The sequence below is a fragment of the Clostridium tetani genome (assembly GCF_900167265.1).
Classification (GTDB): Bacteria; Bacillota; Clostridia; order Clostridiales; family Clostridiaceae; genus Clostridium_G; species Clostridium_G tetani.
Map to the genome: position 1 here is coordinate 111,327 of NZ_FUWT01000010.1, position 14,222 is coordinate 125,548.

Here is a 14,222-nt window from a genome sequence, read left to right on the forward strand (position 1 = left end):
AATTAATTAAAATAAAGGCACTTGGGAAATCAGGTGCCTTTTAGCTCCATTTTTATTTAGATACAAAACAACATTTATGCACATTTATCAACAAATTTCATATTATGTTTATAAAGAGTCAAGTTTTTTAAGATAAATATTGAAAAAACTGACCTAAAAAATAAAAAAGGGGAAATAAATATGAGAGATTTTTGTAGAACTTGTAATGAATTTGCTAGAATACTTGGAGCAGAGATTTTAAGTACAGCTGATAATGTTTGTACAGTAACGTTTATGAGAGATATTGATGCAGAAATATTGGGAAGATCAACTAATTCTCCGTTGGCATTAGCAGCACTATTTTCATTTGAATCTCCTGATAATCAAGGTAGAACTCTTAATTTAGGTGAGACAGTTATACTTCAAGATGAAATAAATGATTTTATATCTATTTTAAGGGAAAATGGAATATTAGTTACTGCACTTCATAATCATTGGCTATTTGAAGATCCAAGACTTATGTATATTCACTTTGAATCAATAGATAGACCATTAGATTTTGCAAGAAAAGTAGCAGAAGCACTTCGTGTATTAAGAAACAACTGCTAGGGTAACAATTTAAAATTATATTAAAGCACTTACTTATGTAGGTGCTTTTTCTATTACATCTTTTAAATTTTAAATCATTACATAATATTTCTCAAAATGTATAAGCTAAATGCGAAAGGAGAGATATTATGTCGAATAAAGAACTATTATTAAAGAAAATAGAAGAAATAAGAGAACTAATGAATAAACTTATAGAAGAAAAAGATGAACTTATTGATCCAGAAATTGTAGAAGTAAGCCAACAATTGGACAGGTTGCTAAATGAATATTAAGTAAAGAGCCCATGAAGGGCTCTTTTGTATTTATGAGTTATTATTGATTAGTTAATTCTGATTTTACTGTATCTATCTCAGTTTGATTTGCTGGTTGAGCAGGTTTATAATAACCTTTTTGTTTAGCAGTCTCATAAATTTTATATTGGCGAGTTTCGTCTTGATTTCTCATTTGTTGAAGTTGTTGACGTAAACCTTGGTTATCAGTTTGTGCTATCATATTAGCATAAGTTGATAAACTACCATTAATCATAGTTAGATAATCATTCATTATATCTTTTTCGTTCATTTTATAACCTCCTATTTTAAGAATGACATTAATTTTTGTTTGCTATTTCTTGCTTCTTGAGCATCATTTTTAAGCATTTGAACTAATTGCTGATCAGTACATTGATTAGCATAGTCATCTAATTTATTTGCTATTGTCCCATGTGCTCCAATAAGATGACGAAGATTTTGTAATTCTAATAAGTTTAAATTTGACATAAAATCACCTCTTAAATAATATTTCAATAATATTATTAGAAAGGAGGTCAAAAATTATTCTAAATTAGTAGATAAATAAAAATTTCAACTAGGTGATAGTTAAAGTTTCAACATTGATGATTCAGAGACAAAAACACAAACACTAGCACAATTGATTTCTTCATATATTTTGAAAAAATGAAAGGATAATTACAATTTTTATGGAATAGTAATAATATACAATATTATAAATAAAATATTTAGGAGGATGGAATTATTATGAACAAAAGGATTAAATTTATTATGCCTATTTTATGTGGAGTATTGTTATCATCTAGTTTAGCATTTACAAATGTACAAGCAGCAGCAATTCATGAATCTAATGCCACTATTTCAACTACTAATGAAAAAGATATGAGTAATTCTCACTTTGATGAAAATGTTGAAATTAAAGAAATTACCAGAGAAGAATACTTAAAAACTTACGCAGAAAAAAGAGGAGTTTCAATTGAGGAAGCTGATAGACTTGAAAGACTTGAAACAGAAAAAAGTATTAAAGATGAGATTAGTACTAAAGCAAAAGGAGGAGAAACTATTTTAACAAGAAAATCTGTTTTATTAAGAGAATCTATTTCACCAAGACAAACTGTATATAAAGAAGTAGCAAAGACATATGATATAGGTAATAGTAATTTTGAATCACGAGTTGTAGTTTCAATTCATGTAAAACTACAAAGGTATAACTCAAGTTCATATGGAACTTATCAAAAGTTTTCACAAGTTTTAAGTAAAGGTGCAAGGTCATTTGGAAGTGGTAGATCTAATGTAGATCCAATAGCACTATCTGCTGATATATTTGGAGATACAGGATATGGTAATAAGATGAAAATGATGCTTTCAGCCAATGTAGTTCATGAAATTTCAGTAAGTTTAAGTGGCACTGCTAAAAGAGCTGGTTTTGACATATCAGGTGGAATAGGTGGACCTTACTATGCTAGAAAGTATGTTTCATTAAATGATACTTTTAGTTCTAACTGGGATTTAAGTTAATATAAAGAGTATAAATTAATATGAAGAATGTAAAAAATAAAAAAAATTTAATTTTATTGGTAGTCATTATTGTTCTTGTTGGAATAATTTATATTTATTGTAGTTCTCTAAAGATTAACAGTAAAATAAGTTATTCAGGAACTAATAAGGTAGCTAGTATTAAGGTTTCTATGTTTACTGACTATGATGAATTTTTAAAGGCTAAGTCTTCATCAATAATTATTTATAATGAACATAATGAATTAAGGGATAATATAGATGTTTTTATAGTGGGTGAAGTTGACATTAATTATGATTTTTATAAAAATGATGGAGATTATAGATTGACATTTATCAGGAGAAATGGAAAAGACTTTTCAATAAACTTAATGCTTGCTCAAAAAGTATCTGAAGACAATACTATTAATATGCCATTTATTGCTTATGACTCTGACAATTCTATTAATGGAACTTTAGAAAAAGTTGTTATAACTATGGATGAAACTGAAATAGCAAATTTAAAATTAAATAAGTTATAATAATAAAAATATCCTTAAATTAATAAGGATATTTTTTTATCCTATAGTTTATGGTATAGTATTTATATTAATAGATACAAAAATATTTTAAAATAAATGGAGGAATAAATGTTGAACAATATAGTAAATACAATACATTCAGATAAGAATCAAAAAGGTACATTCTTTATTGAAACTTGGGGTTGTCAAATGGTATGAGTAAAGAAGAATTTTTGACATGGTTAATTGTTATAGATAAATTCTGTAACTAAGCCATTTTTAAACTTAACACTTAGTATATTCTTATCCTTAACAACGATTTTTGTTATTATAGCATTTATGAAACTCTTTATAACTTTTCTATCTGTTTCTTTAATTAAATTATTATAATCTATAGACTTGGATTGAGTTAGTTCCTCAAATAATATTGCATTTTTTGAAGAACTTATAAGGAAATCCAGTTCATAAACAGAGCCAATATTTTTAATTGAATTTAATTCATTCATTTTTTTATTTATTTCATTTAATTTTTCTTTAATCTTATTTTTTTTAAGTATATAATCTTTTTCCGACATTTCATTTTCATCAAATAAAAATAAATCTTCCAATCGACTTAATGCTCTTTCAAATTTATTTCTTTCTCTTAATAGTTTCTCTACACTAGAATCATCTTCTATTTCTAATATTTTATTTTCCTTTGGCATAAAAATCCTTTTATCCCCTTTAGTATATTGGGTTAATGCAAAGTATAATTCATTTAAACTTTTATTTTTAATTCCAACTACATTCTCGAATGGCTTTCCTTTAAGCAGTAACTTTTCTAATTCATCTACTTTAAGTTGGGATAATTTAAGTGTTTTATGTAACCTTATAATATTAGAAACATAATTCAATATAAAAGTTCCAATAATTTTATCACTTATTGTTTTTTGAGAACAACCTAACCCATTATATCTTCCAGAACATATATAAAGCGAAGGAATAAATCCATCCAAACTAGGCTTATCCTGTTTAGCATATAAATTCCTATTACATTCTCCACACTCTAAGAGCCGAGCAAATACATGAGTTTTGGAGTTACTCCTAAATCTAGCACTATTTCTTTCAGCATTCTCATCCATTATAGTATTACACTTGCTCCATAGTTCCTTATTTATTATAGACGAATGGTTGTCATCAACAATTATCCATTCTTTTTCATTTTTCTTCTTTCCCCTTGCACTTTCACGATAGTTATAACGATAAGTGCCTTTATAGAAAGGGTTCCTTATAATATCACTTATAGTTTTAGTAGTCCAAGCTCCACCTCTTTTTGTTTTTATGCTCTCAGCATTTAATGCATTTCTAACAGCAGAAGTAGATTCGGTTTCTAAATACTTATTATAAATAAATTCTACTGTAAGTCTTTCATTTTCATCTATTATTGGGAATTTAGTTTCTTCACACCATTTATAACCTAGAGGAACAGGAGCACCATTCCACAATCCTTTAGTTGCTCTATCAAGCATTACACTTGTAACACGTTCTCCTGTAAGTTTTCTTTCTAATTCTGCAAACACTAAAATTATTTTTAACATAGCTTCCCCCATAGCAGAAGAAGTATCAAATTGTTCATTTTTAGAAACAAATATACAATTATTTTTTTTAATTTCCTCATACATATCACAAAAATCTAATAAGTTTCTAGATATACGATCAATTTTCCATACTAATAAATGTGTAAATTCACCGTTTCTTATTCTATTCATCATCTCTTGGAAGGCTGGTCTATCTGTATTTTTACCGCTATATCCTGCATCCTCAAATATCTCATAATCATTTATGCTTAAGATAAATTTAGAATAATTTATTAAATCATTTTTTTGTAATGGCAACGAATCCTTATCGATTTGATGATGCGTGGAAACTCTTATGTATATAGCTGATTTCTTCACATTTAACATCCCTTTCATACTATATTTATAAATAAAAAAACTTTATTTTTCATTATTGAGTAAATATGATATATCTGCTTTTAAAGCTGTAATTAATAATTCCTCTAAAGTACCTGGTTCATACTGACCTTTAAATAGATCTTCAACATTATTTATTAAATTTAACTCTAGGAGCTGTTTCACAGCCTTTTTAGTTGATTTAAAACTATCTCTTTCTTTTGCGTAATTTTCTTCTGATATTCCATATAACCAATACTCTTCTGGTTTCTCGCTAAATACAACTAATTTTTCAATAAAATTTTTAGAAGGTTCCCTTTTACCATTTTCAACCATATTGTAATAGCTTTCGCTAACTGGCAATCTCTCAGCCAGTTCTCTCTTTATAAAACCAATACTTTCCCTATAATCTTTTAATCTTTCACAAAACATATGTTACCTCCAACATTATATTTAAATTTAAATACATTATATATTAACTTTACATTTTGGTAAAGTTAATTTTTAAAATATAACTTCACACCTTGGAAAAATAACCATTATTAAGAAAAACCCCGAAAACCTGTAAAAAACCAAGATATATTCATAAAATAAGCATATATAAACGTAAAATAAACTTCCCAAATTTGAAAAGTTATTTTACAGTATAGACAAGGCAGGTGATACAGGATGACATTAAAAGATTTCAGGATTATCAGCGGGATAAAAGCTAAGAAAATTGCCGAAATCCTAGGAATAAGCCGAGCACAACTTAACAACTTGGAGAAGGGAATCTATAGACTCTCCAAACTTAAAATTGAGAAGTTATGTGAAGTTTATAGTGTAAAAGAAGAAGATATATTGCAAGCATGGGAGGAAAGTAAAGATGAACAGTTACGAAAAAGAATTAAATAGAAAACTAGAAGAACTTAATGCTAGATTGAAAGTTTTAAATAAGTATGGGATTCATACAAAAGAAGAATTATACAAAGCAGCAAAAGAAAAGCAAATAGATATAGGTATCTTTACCGCACCTTTAAAAGATAATGTAAATTTTTAAGGCAACTCTATAAAATAGTACAAGCCTAAAACATCATATCAAATATTTAAAATAAAAACACTTCTATAGTGCCGCAATGGCGAATGTAGTTCAAGCACCAGTTAAAATCCCACTGGTGGCTAAGGGAAATAAAACATAGGAGAGGATAAAATGAGTAACTTAATACCAGTTGAATTTAAAAATGAAAGAGTTTTAACAACAGATCAACTAGCAAAGATATATGAAACAGATGTAAATAACATACAAGTTAATTTTAAAAATCATAAAAGAAAGTTTGTGGAAGGAAAACATTATTATTTTTTACAAGGTGAGAGATTGAAAGAGTTTAAGAACTATCTTAACGATATTCAGTTGGTTGGTAAAAGAGCTTCGAGTTTATATTTATGGACAGAAAGAGGAGCTAATAGGCATTGCAAGATTCTTGACACAGATAAAGCATGGGAGCAATTTGACAACTTAGAAGAAACATACTTTAGAGTTAAGGAAAATAAACCTACTTGCATTGAAGATGTTTTAATACAGAGCTTACAAGAAATGAAAGATGTTAAACAACAGCTTAACCAAGTTAATAATAAGATGTTAGAAACCAAAGAGGAATTAAAAACAGTAAGAGAGGTTATAGAAATAAGACCTTCTAACAGTTGGAGAGGAGAAACAAATAGATTAATGACTAAGATTTGTTTTAAACTTAAAGATTACCAAAAACCGAAAGAAGAAGCTTACAAAGCACTAGAAGAAAGAGCAGGTTGTGATTTAAAAATTAGATTGAAGAATATGAAGGCAAGGCAAGCATTACAAGGAATAGCTAAAAGTAAGATAAATGAACTTAATTATTTAGATGTTATAGCACAAGACAAAAAGCTTATAGAGATATATACAACTATAGTAAGCCAGATGGCTATAAAGCATAAGGTAGGTACTAACTAAAGACATTACAGCCTTTATAAAAAATTTTACTACTGAAAAAGTTTAAACACTTCCCCAATATATGTATATGAAAGGAGATTATGAAAGATGAACAAAACAATGAAAAAGTTTTATGAATGTTTAGAAATATGGAATGACTTACCTGATTATGTTTACACAGAAGAATACAAAGAAGCTTTTAAGAAGTTTATACAAAAGAAAGTTGATGTTGGACAAACTGTAGATGAATTTGTGATTGCAATGACTTTACATCATGAAACTGATGGAAGATTACCGTATTTTGAATTTGATAGGAGGTGAGAAGATGATTAGAAAACTATTAGAGGATAATGGAATTATAACTAATGATTTAGAGTTTAAAGAAGTTATGGATCTGGTTACTAGTGATATTAAATTTAATCGCATTAATTTTGGCAAAAGAACAAATAAGATTGAATTAATAGAAATAACTGAAAGGTCACTTCACACACTTAGAAGATGTTTTGATTTAGATGGAACAGAACTTTATGGAGTAGATGGACAAACTATTTGCGACATTGGAGAAATGGTTATAGAGCATGTTAAAAATTTCTTGGAGGGAGAAGAATGGAACTTGAAAATATGAAACTTGAGTATGACAGATATGGAAGGATGAAATATAATCCATTCTTTCATGGGAATACCAGGAAGCCATGGAGCCAAGAAGATATAAATTATTTGTTAGAGTGGCATGGAAAAATTGATGGTGAAGAAATGAGCTTTGCATTAGAAAGAACGATAGTCTCCATATACCAAAAGTACGCGAAAATAAAAAAAGAGCTGCAAGAGCAGCCAACAAATAATTAATAAAATACGCAATTAAAAGTATAAGAGAAAACGGAGGATTTGTAAAGTGGATAACTTACCAGATTGCCAATATGAGTATGGATATGAAGCACCAATTATGCAAATAGCTGAGGAATGCTCCATATGTGGACATGAGATATATGAAGGTGATGAATATTATCACATAGATAATTTAAAGATATGTGAAGATTGTATTTTAGATTTTAAAAAGATAGGAGAGATATAAATGGCTAATGAAATTATGAATATATCTGAAAATCAAGGAGTTCAAACTAAAACAACAACTACTGAAATGGTTACAACTAGACAAGCTCAAGAAGTTCAAGCAGCTATGATAGTAGCTAAGAAATTTCCAAGGGATGAAATAGAAGCTTTTAATAAGATATTAAGAGCTTGCCAAAGAAAAAGTTTAGCAGAGCAAAGCATGTATGAATATCCAAGGGGTGGAATGAAAGTAACTGGACCAAGTATAAGACTAGCAGAAGCATTAGCACAAAATTGGGGTAACTTAGATTATGGAATTATAGAATTAGAACAAAAGAATGGAGAAAGCCAGGTTATGGCATATGCTTGGGATTTAGAAACAAATACTAGACAAACAAAAATATTTAATGTTCCACATATTAGGTCCACAAAAAAGGGAAATAAAGTTTTGACAGATCCTAGAGATATATATGAAATGGTAGCTAATCAAGGAGCTAGAAGATTAAGAGCTTGCATTTTAGGAGTAATACCAGGTGATGTAATAGATAGTGCTATAGAACAATGTGAATTAACATTGAAAACTAATAATCCAGAACCATTAATAGATAGAGTTAGAAAGATGGTTAAGGCTTTTGAAGATAAGTTTAGTGTAACAAAGGAAATGATAGAAGAATTCTTAGGATGTTCCAGTGAAGCATTTAGCGAGAATGATTTTATAAGGCTTAGAAAAGTATATAAGAGCTTACAAGATGGAATGGCTAATAGAGAAGATTATTTTAAAATAAAAACTGAAAAGTCCACATTTGAGATTAAAGAAGAGGAAATTAACAATGATATTAAATAAACATAATTATTTTAGTATTGAAGCAGACAGGGAATATTTCTCTGTCTCCCAATTCAAAAGTTTTAAGCAATGTGAAGCAAAAACTATAGCTAAACTTAACGGAGAATGGGAAGAAGGTAGGAATGAAGCTTTTTTATTAGGTAGCTATGTACATGCATGGTCAGAAGGAACTTTAGAAGAATTTAAAACAGAACATCCAGAATTATTTAAGAAAGATGGAACTTTATATGCTAAATATGCACTAGGAGATAAGATGATAGCAGCTTTAGAAAAAGATAATTTAGTAAAAAAAGTTAGAGAAGGACAAAAGGAAGTAGTTATGATAGCAGAACTATTTGGAGCCAAGTGGAAATGTATGATAGATATTTATAATCCAGATAGAAAAGTATTTGTTGACTTAAAAACAACCAGAGAACTTTATAAAAAGTATTGGAATGAGAACTTAGAGATAAAACAAAACTTTATAGAGTACTATGATTATCTTTTACAGATGGCAGTATATGCAGAAATAATTAAGCAAAATACAGGTGAAATAGAATACTATCAACCACACATAATTGCAATTGATAAACAAGATCCACCGGATAAAGCGATAATTTTCACTGGTACTGAATTTATAAAAGATAAACTTTTAGAAATTGAAACACTACTTCCAAGATTTATAAAAGTTAAGAATGGAGAAGAAGAACCAATAAGATGTGAACAATGTGATTATTGTAGAAATACTAAAAAACTTAATGGGATATTAACCTTAGAAGATTTATAAATAGGAGGGAGACAAATGATTAAGGGACAAATAGAATTTGCTTATAAAGATACCAAGGTAGATGAATTTGATGTTGATTATTCAGCAGGAGAATTTTATATAGAAACTCTAGATATGAAAATTACTCTAGATAAATACCAGTTTGAAAACTTAAGAGAGAAGATGAATGAACTATATGAAGCATTGAGGTGATTGAATGAGCAACAAAAGATATTACTGGCTAAAACTTCAAGACAACTTCTTTGAAAAAGAAGAAATTAAAATTATAGAAAATATGCCAAATGGGAAAGACTATATAATTTTTTATATGAAGTTATTATTAAAATCAGTTAGCACAGAAGGAAAATTAATGTTCAGAGAGATTATTCCATATACCCCTGAAATGTTAGCAAGTATTACAAATACAAATATAGATACAGTAAGAGTAGCAATAGATATGTTTTCAAAACTTAGTCTTATGGAAATTTGGGATGATGGAACATTATTTATGGTAGAAACTCAAAATATGATAGGTTCTGAAACTAAATGGGCTAAAAAGAAAAGATTGCAAAGGGAAAAACAAAAAGAATTACCTTCAAAAGAGGACAATGTCCAAGCAGAAGGGGACAACGTCCCCCCACTGTCCCAAAATTGTCCGACAGAGATAGATACAGAGATAGAGTTAGATAAAGAGTTAGATATAGATAAAGATATAGAGTTAGATAGTAACTATGTAGAATTTTTTAATAATAATTTTCATCTAATAACTAAATATGAATTAGATACTTTAAAATCCTATGAAGATGATAAGTTACAACCAAGACTTATAACTTTAGCATTACAAAAAGCAGTAGATAAGAATAAAAGATCTTTGGATTATGTGAAAGGTATTCTTAATAACTGGCTAAAAAATAATATTAAAACTGTAGAGGATGCAGAAGCAAGGGAAAAGGAATTTAAAAGAGAAAAGGAAGAGAAAAAAACAAAGTATAGCAATGTAGAAAGAAAAGACAATGGAGCTAAAGTAGACAGTTTTAATGGCTATCAGCAAAGAACATATGACGGATCAGATGGAAGTATGACATTTGATGATTTAGAAAAGAAACTTTTAGGTTGGAAATAAGGAGTAAAAAACTATGAGGAACGAGGAAATAATTAAGAGAGTGCTTAAAATATATTCTCAAGGTGGTAATTGGCAGAGATACTTAAAAGAGCAGGTTAAGAAAAGAGAAAGTATTAATATTAAAAATATAGAGGAGGAACAGTAATGGCTAAAATGATTAACTTAGAAACTTTCGCTAATGGAGCTTTAGCAGAAAGAATGGACCAAGCTTTAAAGGAGGTGTTAGAGAATATAGCAGATCCGAATACAGATTATAAAACTAAAAGAAAACTAACTCTAGAAATGAAATTTGTAACTGGAGAAGATAGAGAACTTACAGAAGTTGAAATTATTGCAAAGACTAAATTAGCTCCAAAATCATCAGTAAGTACAAAAATTATTATAGACAGAACTTTAGAAGGAGAAGTATTGGGAACTGAATTTAAAAAGCAGCTACCAGGACAACAGGTTTTAAAAGTTGATAGTGAAACTGGAGAAGTGCTAGAAGAAAATAAAGAAGATTTATCTGGATTACAAGTAATTAAATAATAAAATTTTAGGAGGAATGAATTATGTATAGTGAAAACAAAGACGCTTTAGAGTATTTAGTAGGTTTAGGAGAAACAAAGGTAATAGAGGTAGATGGTCAAAAATATTCAACAAAGGAATTATACAGAGTAAGAGATCCAAAGCCATCAGAATTAAATACAACTACATTAACAGCACTAGTAGATTACTTAAAGTCTAATTTTGATGCAAAGAGCAGTAAAAAATTATTAGTTCATGTAAAAAGTCCAAGTTGTGTAGAACTTTGTTCAGAACTAAGAGGGGATAAAGATAGAGAATATTATTTATCATGTGAAGCCTTAACACCTAATAATATAGTATTTGATAGATTTTTAGATACAGAACAATTCAATATAATGCTTCAATCATCATTTGTAGAAAATAAAGATAGAGGTTTATTACTTAAAGTAACAGGTTGTGTTAAAGATAGTGCAGTAAAAGAGGTTGGTGATGATGGGGTAAGTCAAGCAGCAACAATAAAAACAGGAGTGGCAAGTGTGAATGAAGTAAAAGTACCTAATCCAGTAGTATTAGCACCATTTAGAACTTTTCCAGAAATAGAACAACCAGAATCAAAATTCATATTTAGAATGCAGAGTGGTCCAAGGGCAGCACTATTTGAAGCAGATGGTGGAGCATGGAGAAATGAAGCTATGATAAAAATAAAAGCTTACTTAGAAGAACAACTTAAAGGATTAGGAAACATTCAAATAATAGCATAATCCAGGAATAAGGTTATATGGGGGTATAGTTGTAAAACTGTATTCTCATATGACAATCATTTAATAAGGCAAAGGAGAAAATATGGACAAGAAGTTATTTAAAAAGATACAAGAAAGATATGGAATTAATTGTGTTGTATGTGGCAGTAATAGACTAGTTGAATACCATCACATTATCCATGGGAATGGAAAAAGAACACAATATGAAAATGAATATAGTGTAATACCACTTTGTTGGAATTGTCATAAAGGAAATAATGGAGTGCATGGGAAGGATGGAAGAAAACTAGATTTAGAGTTAAAGGAATTGTTGCAGAAGAGGTATTTTAAGCTAGGATACTCGGAAAAAGAAGTTAGAGAATTAATGGGAGGGAAGCTGCATTGAAATTAATTATTCCGGGAGAATTACCAGACTTAAATAAAATTATAAATGTATCCAAAAGACATTACATGGAATATAGGAATTTAAAAAAGGAATATACAGATCTAGTTACATGGTTAGCAAAAGGTAAAGGAAAGTTTAACAAAATAGATTTAGATATTACCTGGTACTGTAAAAATAAAAGGAAAGATAAAGACAATATAGCAGTAGGAATTAAATTTATATTAGATGGATTAGTAGAAGCAGGAGCAATAGAAAATGATGGTTGGAAAGAAGTAAATAATTTTAAACATACTTTTAAAGTGGACAAGGACAACCCTAGGATAGAAGTAGAAATAACAGAGGTATCTTAATGGCAGTAGATACAGTAGCAATAGCACAGGAAATATATACAGCTGCTAAGAGATTACAGAAAAGTGGAGATAAATTATTTTCTTTAGCCAGGGAGTATGCAGAAGCAGAACAGGAATATAGAAAAGCTTTAGGTATGGAAATTATGAAGTTAAGAGAACAGAAAGTTCCAGTATCTATAGTTGGAGATGTAGCAAGAGCTAATGTTGCAGAAATAAAGTTTAACAGAGATTTAGCAGAGTTTAGATATAAAGCTGGCAGAGATAAGGCACAGGCTTTACAGGCGGAAATAAGTGCATTACAGACATTGTATAAAAGGCAAGAAGATATTTAAGAATTAACATTTAATTATTATGAATTAAAAATTAAATGGAGGGATAACAAAATGTATTATAAATTAAAACAACAGGAACTAAGAGATTTAGAAGAAAAATTTAGAGAAGTTGGTTATTCAGAAGAAGCTATAGAAGAAATAAAATATGCTAATGGAGCTACTGAAATAGAAGAATTTATTGATAACTTAGAAGAAGAACAGAGTGACTGGGGTGAATAGAGCATAATACAAAGAGTAGGTCCAGGAATTAAATTTATGAGATAGGGAAGTGATAAAGTGAATACGGCAGTAATGTTTAGTAGCGAAACGGATTTATGGGCTACACCACAAGAGTTTTACAATGAGCTAAATAAAGAGTTTAATTTTGATCTAGATCCATGTGCTACCCATGAAAATGCTAAGTGTCCTAAGTATTACACAGTAGTAGAAGATGGGCTAAAACAAGATTGGCAAGGACATAAAGTATTTTGCAATCCACCATATGGGCGTGAGATTAGCAAATGGGTAGAGAAGGCATATAAGGAATCTAAGAAAGAAAATACAACAGTGGTAATGTTAATACCAGCTAGAACAGATACAAAATATTTTCATTCTTACATTTATCGTAAGGCTAAGGAAATAAGGTTTATAAAGGGGAGATTAAAATTTGGCAACGCTAAAAATTCAGCACCATTTCCAAGTATGGTTGTAGTATTTTAGCGTCACAACACAAAGATAAAGTCATGTGGGAACATAGTTGTATACATATGTTCTCATATGACAATCAATTGAAAGGAAATAAAAACATGAAAGTAATAATAATGAATGGGAAAAAGAATACCTGGTATGAGAAGAAAGTTGGAAAAGTATATAAGGTACAAGAAATAAGAAATAAATCCTATGTAACTAAAGATGGAGCAATAAGAAAAGAGGATGCTGAAATTATAGAGAGATAGGAGGAACTAAAGATGTGTAGAGTAGACATGCTCCTTGATAAAGCACTTAAAAGAATAAGAGTGAACTTAAGAAAAGAATTTAAGTATAAAAAAAGATGCATTAATAGAAACAAGCTGTACAAAAAGAGGATTAAGCAGGGGAGGAAAGGGATATGAGAGAGATTAAGTTTAGAGCTTGGGATAAAAACCTAAACATGATGATATACAATAAAGAACAAACAGGATGTATTAAATATGATACCAATCCAGTAGATGTAGTCAACGCTATTTTAAATCAGGATGACTATGGGTATGTATTCATGCAATATACAGGGTTAAAAGATAAAAACGGAGTGGAGATTTATGAAGGAGATATTATTAAAAAATCTAATAGGTCAAGCAACCTCTATGAAATTATATATCAAGATAGTATTGCTTGTTTTAGATGTAAAGTTATAAAGGG

Annotated in this window: 30 protein-coding genes; 26 read left to right on the plus strand and 4 right to left on the minus strand. The window is 29.1% G+C overall.

Annotated elements, in window-relative coordinates; all coding sequences use genetic code 11:
- The first annotated feature begins 180 nt into the window (after nucleotides 1–180).
- Together B5D21_RS09045 and B5D21_RS09050 are read left to right on the plus strand one after the other, a co-directional pair.
- Nucleotides 181–588 (plus strand): DUF1259 domain-containing protein, encoded by a 408-nt coding sequence (locus tag B5D21_RS09045; RefSeq protein ID WP_011099534.1) that lies wholly within the window; start codon nucleotides 181–183, stop codon nucleotides 586–588.
- A gap of 128 nt (nucleotides 589–716) precedes the next feature.
- Nucleotides 717–860 carry an aspartyl-phosphate phosphatase Spo0E family protein gene (locus B5D21_RS09050; RefSeq protein ID WP_035127707.1) on the plus strand — a complete coding sequence of 48 codons (144 nt, stop codon included), beginning with the start codon at nucleotides 717–719 and terminating at the stop codon, nucleotides 858–860.
- 40 nt (nucleotides 861–900) lie between these two features.
- Here B5D21_RS09050 and B5D21_RS09055 read toward each other — a convergent pair whose 3' ends face one another.
- Both B5D21_RS09055 and B5D21_RS09060 read right to left on the minus strand, forming a co-directional pair.
- The gene (locus B5D21_RS09055) at nucleotides 901–1,149 is read right to left on the minus strand and encodes a spore coat protein (RefSeq protein ID WP_023438202.1); all 249 of its coding nucleotides are present in this window, start codon (nucleotides 1,147–1,149) and stop codon (nucleotides 901–903) included.
- An 11-nt stretch (nucleotides 1,150–1,160) separates the two neighbouring features.
- Nucleotides 1,161–1,346, minus strand: coding sequence for a hypothetical protein (locus tag B5D21_RS09060; protein ID WP_023438201.1), 186 nt, complete (start codon nucleotides 1,344–1,346; stop codon nucleotides 1,161–1,163).
- A gap of 258 nt (nucleotides 1,347–1,604) precedes the next feature.
- On the opposite strand from B5D21_RS09060, the gene B5D21_RS09065 reads away from it, so the two are divergent.
- Nucleotides 1,605–2,375, plus strand: a complete 771-nt coding sequence (locus B5D21_RS09065; protein WP_011099533.1) for a hypothetical protein — start codon at nucleotides 1,605–1,607, stop codon at nucleotides 2,373–2,375.
- 20 nt (nucleotides 2,376–2,395) lie between these two features.
- Nucleotides 2,396–2,893 (plus strand): hypothetical protein, encoded by a 498-nt coding sequence (locus B5D21_RS09070; RefSeq protein ID WP_011099532.1) that lies wholly within the window; start codon nucleotides 2,396–2,398, stop codon nucleotides 2,891–2,893.
- 221 nt (nucleotides 2,894–3,114) lie between these two features.
- On the opposite strand, the gene B5D21_RS09075 is transcribed toward B5D21_RS09070, so the two are convergent.
- Together B5D21_RS09075 and B5D21_RS09080 are read right to left on the minus strand one after the other, a co-directional pair.
- Nucleotides 3,115–4,806, minus strand: a complete 1,692-nt coding sequence (locus B5D21_RS09075; RefSeq protein WP_052056105.1) for a recombinase family protein — start codon at nucleotides 4,804–4,806, stop codon at nucleotides 3,115–3,117.
- A 42-nt stretch (nucleotides 4,807–4,848) separates the two neighbouring features.
- A complete protein-coding gene (locus B5D21_RS09080) occupies nucleotides 4,849–5,235 on the minus strand; it encodes a helix-turn-helix transcriptional regulator (protein WP_035127704.1) in 387 nt (128 codons plus the stop codon).
- A 237-nt stretch (nucleotides 5,236–5,472) separates the two neighbouring features.
- Between B5D21_RS09080 and B5D21_RS09085 the strand changes: the two genes are divergently transcribed.
- The 22 genes from B5D21_RS09085 to B5D21_RS09160 form a co-directional block, all read left to right on the plus strand.
- Complete coding sequence (locus tag B5D21_RS09085) at nucleotides 5,473–5,697, plus strand: helix-turn-helix transcriptional regulator (RefSeq protein WP_035127702.1); 225 nt, start codon at nucleotides 5,473–5,475, stop codon at nucleotides 5,695–5,697.
- Nucleotides 5,669–5,842 (plus strand): hypothetical protein, encoded by a 174-nt coding sequence (locus tag B5D21_RS14185; protein ID WP_164967549.1) that lies wholly within the window; start codon nucleotides 5,669–5,671, stop codon nucleotides 5,840–5,842. Before B5D21_RS09085 ends, B5D21_RS14185 begins: the two co-directional genes overlap by 29 nt.
- Nucleotides 5,843–5,992: 150 nt before the next feature.
- The gene (locus B5D21_RS09090) at nucleotides 5,993–6,769 is read left to right on the plus strand and encodes an ORF6N domain-containing protein (RefSeq protein WP_035127701.1); all 777 of its coding nucleotides are present in this window, start codon (nucleotides 5,993–5,995) and stop codon (nucleotides 6,767–6,769) included.
- 87 nt (nucleotides 6,770–6,856) lie between these two features.
- Complete coding sequence (locus B5D21_RS09095) at nucleotides 6,857–7,069, plus strand: hypothetical protein (RefSeq protein WP_035127699.1); 213 nt, start codon at nucleotides 6,857–6,859, stop codon at nucleotides 7,067–7,069.
- 4 nt (nucleotides 7,070–7,073) lie between these two features.
- The gene (locus B5D21_RS09100; protein WP_035127697.1) at nucleotides 7,074–7,373 is read left to right on the plus strand and encodes a hypothetical protein; all 300 of its coding nucleotides are present in this window, start codon (nucleotides 7,074–7,076) and stop codon (nucleotides 7,371–7,373) included.
- On the plus strand, nucleotides 7,355–7,594 hold the full coding sequence (locus B5D21_RS09105; RefSeq protein WP_078688097.1) for a hypothetical protein: 240 nt from the start codon (nucleotides 7,355–7,357) through the stop codon (nucleotides 7,592–7,594). Before B5D21_RS09100 ends, B5D21_RS09105 begins: the two co-directional genes overlap by 19 nt.
- A gap of 46 nt (nucleotides 7,595–7,640) precedes the next feature.
- A complete protein-coding gene (locus tag B5D21_RS09110) occupies nucleotides 7,641–7,820 on the plus strand; it encodes a hypothetical protein (protein WP_035127695.1) in 180 nt (59 codons plus the stop codon).
- Nucleotides 7,821–8,642, plus strand: a complete 822-nt coding sequence (locus B5D21_RS09115; protein WP_052056103.1) for a hypothetical protein — start codon at nucleotides 7,821–7,823, stop codon at nucleotides 8,640–8,642.
- Nucleotides 8,629–9,408 carry a PD-(D/E)XK nuclease-like domain-containing protein gene (locus B5D21_RS09120; RefSeq protein WP_035127692.1) on the plus strand — a complete coding sequence of 260 codons (780 nt, stop codon included), beginning with the start codon at nucleotides 8,629–8,631 and terminating at the stop codon, nucleotides 9,406–9,408. The genes B5D21_RS09115 and B5D21_RS09120 overlap by 14 nt, the downstream gene beginning before the upstream one ends.
- Nucleotides 9,409–9,423: 15 nt before the next feature.
- On the plus strand, nucleotides 9,424–9,600 hold the full coding sequence (locus tag B5D21_RS14075; RefSeq protein WP_155274214.1) for a hypothetical protein: 177 nt from the start codon (nucleotides 9,424–9,426) through the stop codon (nucleotides 9,598–9,600).
- A gap of 4 nt (nucleotides 9,601–9,604) precedes the next feature.
- Nucleotides 9,605–10,510, plus strand: a complete 906-nt coding sequence (locus tag B5D21_RS09125) for a phage replisome organizer N-terminal domain-containing protein (protein ID WP_052056100.1) — start codon at nucleotides 9,605–9,607, stop codon at nucleotides 10,508–10,510.
- A 13-nt stretch (nucleotides 10,511–10,523) separates the two neighbouring features.
- Nucleotides 10,524–10,655 (plus strand): hypothetical protein, encoded by a 132-nt coding sequence (locus tag B5D21_RS14410; RefSeq protein WP_274542233.1) that lies wholly within the window; start codon nucleotides 10,524–10,526, stop codon nucleotides 10,653–10,655.
- The gene (locus B5D21_RS09130; RefSeq protein WP_035127689.1) at nucleotides 10,655–11,038 is read left to right on the plus strand and encodes a hypothetical protein; all 384 of its coding nucleotides are present in this window, start codon (nucleotides 10,655–10,657) and stop codon (nucleotides 11,036–11,038) included. Before B5D21_RS14410 ends, B5D21_RS09130 begins: the two co-directional genes overlap by 1 nt.
- Nucleotides 11,039–11,061: 23 nt before the next feature.
- Entirely contained in the window at nucleotides 11,062–11,778 is a 717-nt protein-coding gene (locus tag B5D21_RS09135; protein ID WP_035127686.1) for a hypothetical protein, read from the plus strand.
- 82 nt (nucleotides 11,779–11,860) lie between these two features.
- Nucleotides 11,861–12,163, plus strand: coding sequence for an HNH endonuclease (locus B5D21_RS09140; RefSeq protein WP_035127684.1), 303 nt, complete (start codon nucleotides 11,861–11,863; stop codon nucleotides 12,161–12,163).
- Entirely contained in the window at nucleotides 12,160–12,513 is a 354-nt protein-coding gene (locus B5D21_RS09145) for a RusA family crossover junction endodeoxyribonuclease (RefSeq protein WP_035127681.1), read from the plus strand. The genes B5D21_RS09140 and B5D21_RS09145 overlap by 4 nt, the downstream gene beginning before the upstream one ends.
- Entirely contained in the window at nucleotides 12,513–12,845 is a 333-nt protein-coding gene (locus B5D21_RS09150; protein WP_035127678.1) for a hypothetical protein, read from the plus strand. Before B5D21_RS09145 ends, B5D21_RS09150 begins: the two co-directional genes overlap by 1 nt.
- Nucleotides 12,846–12,896: 51 nt before the next feature.
- Entirely contained in the window at nucleotides 12,897–13,064 is a 168-nt protein-coding gene (locus B5D21_RS14080) for a hypothetical protein (RefSeq protein ID WP_155274213.1), read from the plus strand.
- Nucleotides 13,065–13,121: 57 nt separating this feature from the next.
- Entirely contained in the window at nucleotides 13,122–13,544 is a 423-nt protein-coding gene (locus B5D21_RS09155) for a phage N-6-adenine-methyltransferase (protein ID WP_035127675.1), read from the plus strand.
- 86 nt (nucleotides 13,545–13,630) lie between these two features.
- Nucleotides 13,631–13,780, plus strand: coding sequence for a hypothetical protein (locus B5D21_RS14190; protein WP_164967550.1), 150 nt, complete (start codon nucleotides 13,631–13,633; stop codon nucleotides 13,778–13,780).
- A 12-nt stretch (nucleotides 13,781–13,792) separates the two neighbouring features.
- Nucleotides 13,793–13,936, plus strand: coding sequence for a hypothetical protein (locus tag B5D21_RS14195; protein WP_164967551.1), 144 nt, complete (start codon nucleotides 13,793–13,795; stop codon nucleotides 13,934–13,936).
- Nucleotides 13,933–14,222 (plus strand): YopX family protein (locus B5D21_RS09160; RefSeq protein ID WP_242942727.1); only part of this gene is annotated, 290 nt, incomplete at its 3' end. The genes B5D21_RS14195 and B5D21_RS09160, both read left to right, overlap by 4 nt.

What these genes read in the sequence shown, in the direction of transcription:
- B5D21_RS09045 (WP_011099534.1), top strand. Translation starts at nt 181, where the DNA reads ATGAGAGATTTTTGTAGAACTTGTAATGAATTTGCTAGAATACTTGGA.
- B5D21_RS09050 (WP_035127707.1), top strand. Translation starts at nt 717, where the DNA reads ATGTCGAATAAAGAACTATTATTAAAGAAAATAGAAGAAATAAGAGAA.
- B5D21_RS09055 (WP_023438202.1), bottom strand. Translation starts at nt 1,149, where the DNA reads ATGAACGAAAAAGATATAATGAATGATTATCTAACTATGATTAATGGT.
- B5D21_RS09060 (WP_023438201.1), bottom strand. Translation starts at nt 1,346, where the DNA reads ATGTCAAATTTAAACTTATTAGAATTACAAAATCTTCGTCATCTTATT.
- B5D21_RS09065 (WP_011099533.1), top strand. Translation starts at nt 1,605, where the DNA reads ATGAACAAAAGGATTAAATTTATTATGCCTATTTTATGTGGAGTATTG.
- B5D21_RS09070 (WP_011099532.1), top strand. Translation starts at nt 2,396, where the DNA reads ATGAAGAATGTAAAAAATAAAAAAAATTTAATTTTATTGGTAGTCATT.
- B5D21_RS09080 (WP_035127704.1), bottom strand. Translation starts at nt 5,235, where the DNA reads ATGTTTTGTGAAAGATTAAAAGATTATAGGGAAAGTATTGGTTTTATA.
- B5D21_RS09085 (WP_035127702.1), top strand. Translation starts at nt 5,473, where the DNA reads ATGACATTAAAAGATTTCAGGATTATCAGCGGGATAAAAGCTAAGAAA.
- B5D21_RS14185 (WP_164967549.1), top strand. Translation starts at nt 5,669, where the DNA reads ATGAACAGTTACGAAAAAGAATTAAATAGAAAACTAGAAGAACTTAAT.
- B5D21_RS09090 (WP_035127701.1), top strand. Translation starts at nt 5,993, where the DNA reads ATGAGTAACTTAATACCAGTTGAATTTAAAAATGAAAGAGTTTTAACA.
- B5D21_RS09095 (WP_035127699.1), top strand. Translation starts at nt 6,857, where the DNA reads ATGAACAAAACAATGAAAAAGTTTTATGAATGTTTAGAAATATGGAAT.
- B5D21_RS09100 (WP_035127697.1), top strand. Translation starts at nt 7,074, where the DNA reads ATGATTAGAAAACTATTAGAGGATAATGGAATTATAACTAATGATTTA.
- B5D21_RS09105 (WP_078688097.1), top strand. Translation starts at nt 7,355, where the DNA reads ATGGAACTTGAAAATATGAAACTTGAGTATGACAGATATGGAAGGATG.
- B5D21_RS09115 (WP_052056103.1), top strand. Translation starts at nt 7,821, where the DNA reads ATGGCTAATGAAATTATGAATATATCTGAAAATCAAGGAGTTCAAACT.
- B5D21_RS09120 (WP_035127692.1), top strand. Translation starts at nt 8,629, where the DNA reads ATGATATTAAATAAACATAATTATTTTAGTATTGAAGCAGACAGGGAA.
- B5D21_RS14075 (WP_155274214.1), top strand. Translation starts at nt 9,424, where the DNA reads ATGATTAAGGGACAAATAGAATTTGCTTATAAAGATACCAAGGTAGAT.
- B5D21_RS09125 (WP_052056100.1), top strand. Translation starts at nt 9,605, where the DNA reads ATGAGCAACAAAAGATATTACTGGCTAAAACTTCAAGACAACTTCTTT.
- B5D21_RS14410 (WP_274542233.1), top strand. Translation starts at nt 10,524, where the DNA reads ATGAGGAACGAGGAAATAATTAAGAGAGTGCTTAAAATATATTCTCAA.
- B5D21_RS09130 (WP_035127689.1), top strand. Translation starts at nt 10,655, where the DNA reads ATGGCTAAAATGATTAACTTAGAAACTTTCGCTAATGGAGCTTTAGCA.
- B5D21_RS09135 (WP_035127686.1), top strand. Translation starts at nt 11,062, where the DNA reads ATGTATAGTGAAAACAAAGACGCTTTAGAGTATTTAGTAGGTTTAGGA.
- B5D21_RS09140 (WP_035127684.1), top strand. Translation starts at nt 11,861, where the DNA reads ATGGACAAGAAGTTATTTAAAAAGATACAAGAAAGATATGGAATTAAT.
- B5D21_RS09150 (WP_035127678.1), top strand. Translation starts at nt 12,513, where the DNA reads ATGGCAGTAGATACAGTAGCAATAGCACAGGAAATATATACAGCTGCT.
- B5D21_RS14080 (WP_155274213.1), top strand. Translation starts at nt 12,897, where the DNA reads ATGTATTATAAATTAAAACAACAGGAACTAAGAGATTTAGAAGAAAAA.
- B5D21_RS14190 (WP_164967550.1), top strand. Translation starts at nt 13,631, where the DNA reads ATGAAAGTAATAATAATGAATGGGAAAAAGAATACCTGGTATGAGAAG.
- B5D21_RS14195 (WP_164967551.1), top strand. Translation starts at nt 13,793, where the DNA reads ATGTGTAGAGTAGACATGCTCCTTGATAAAGCACTTAAAAGAATAAGA.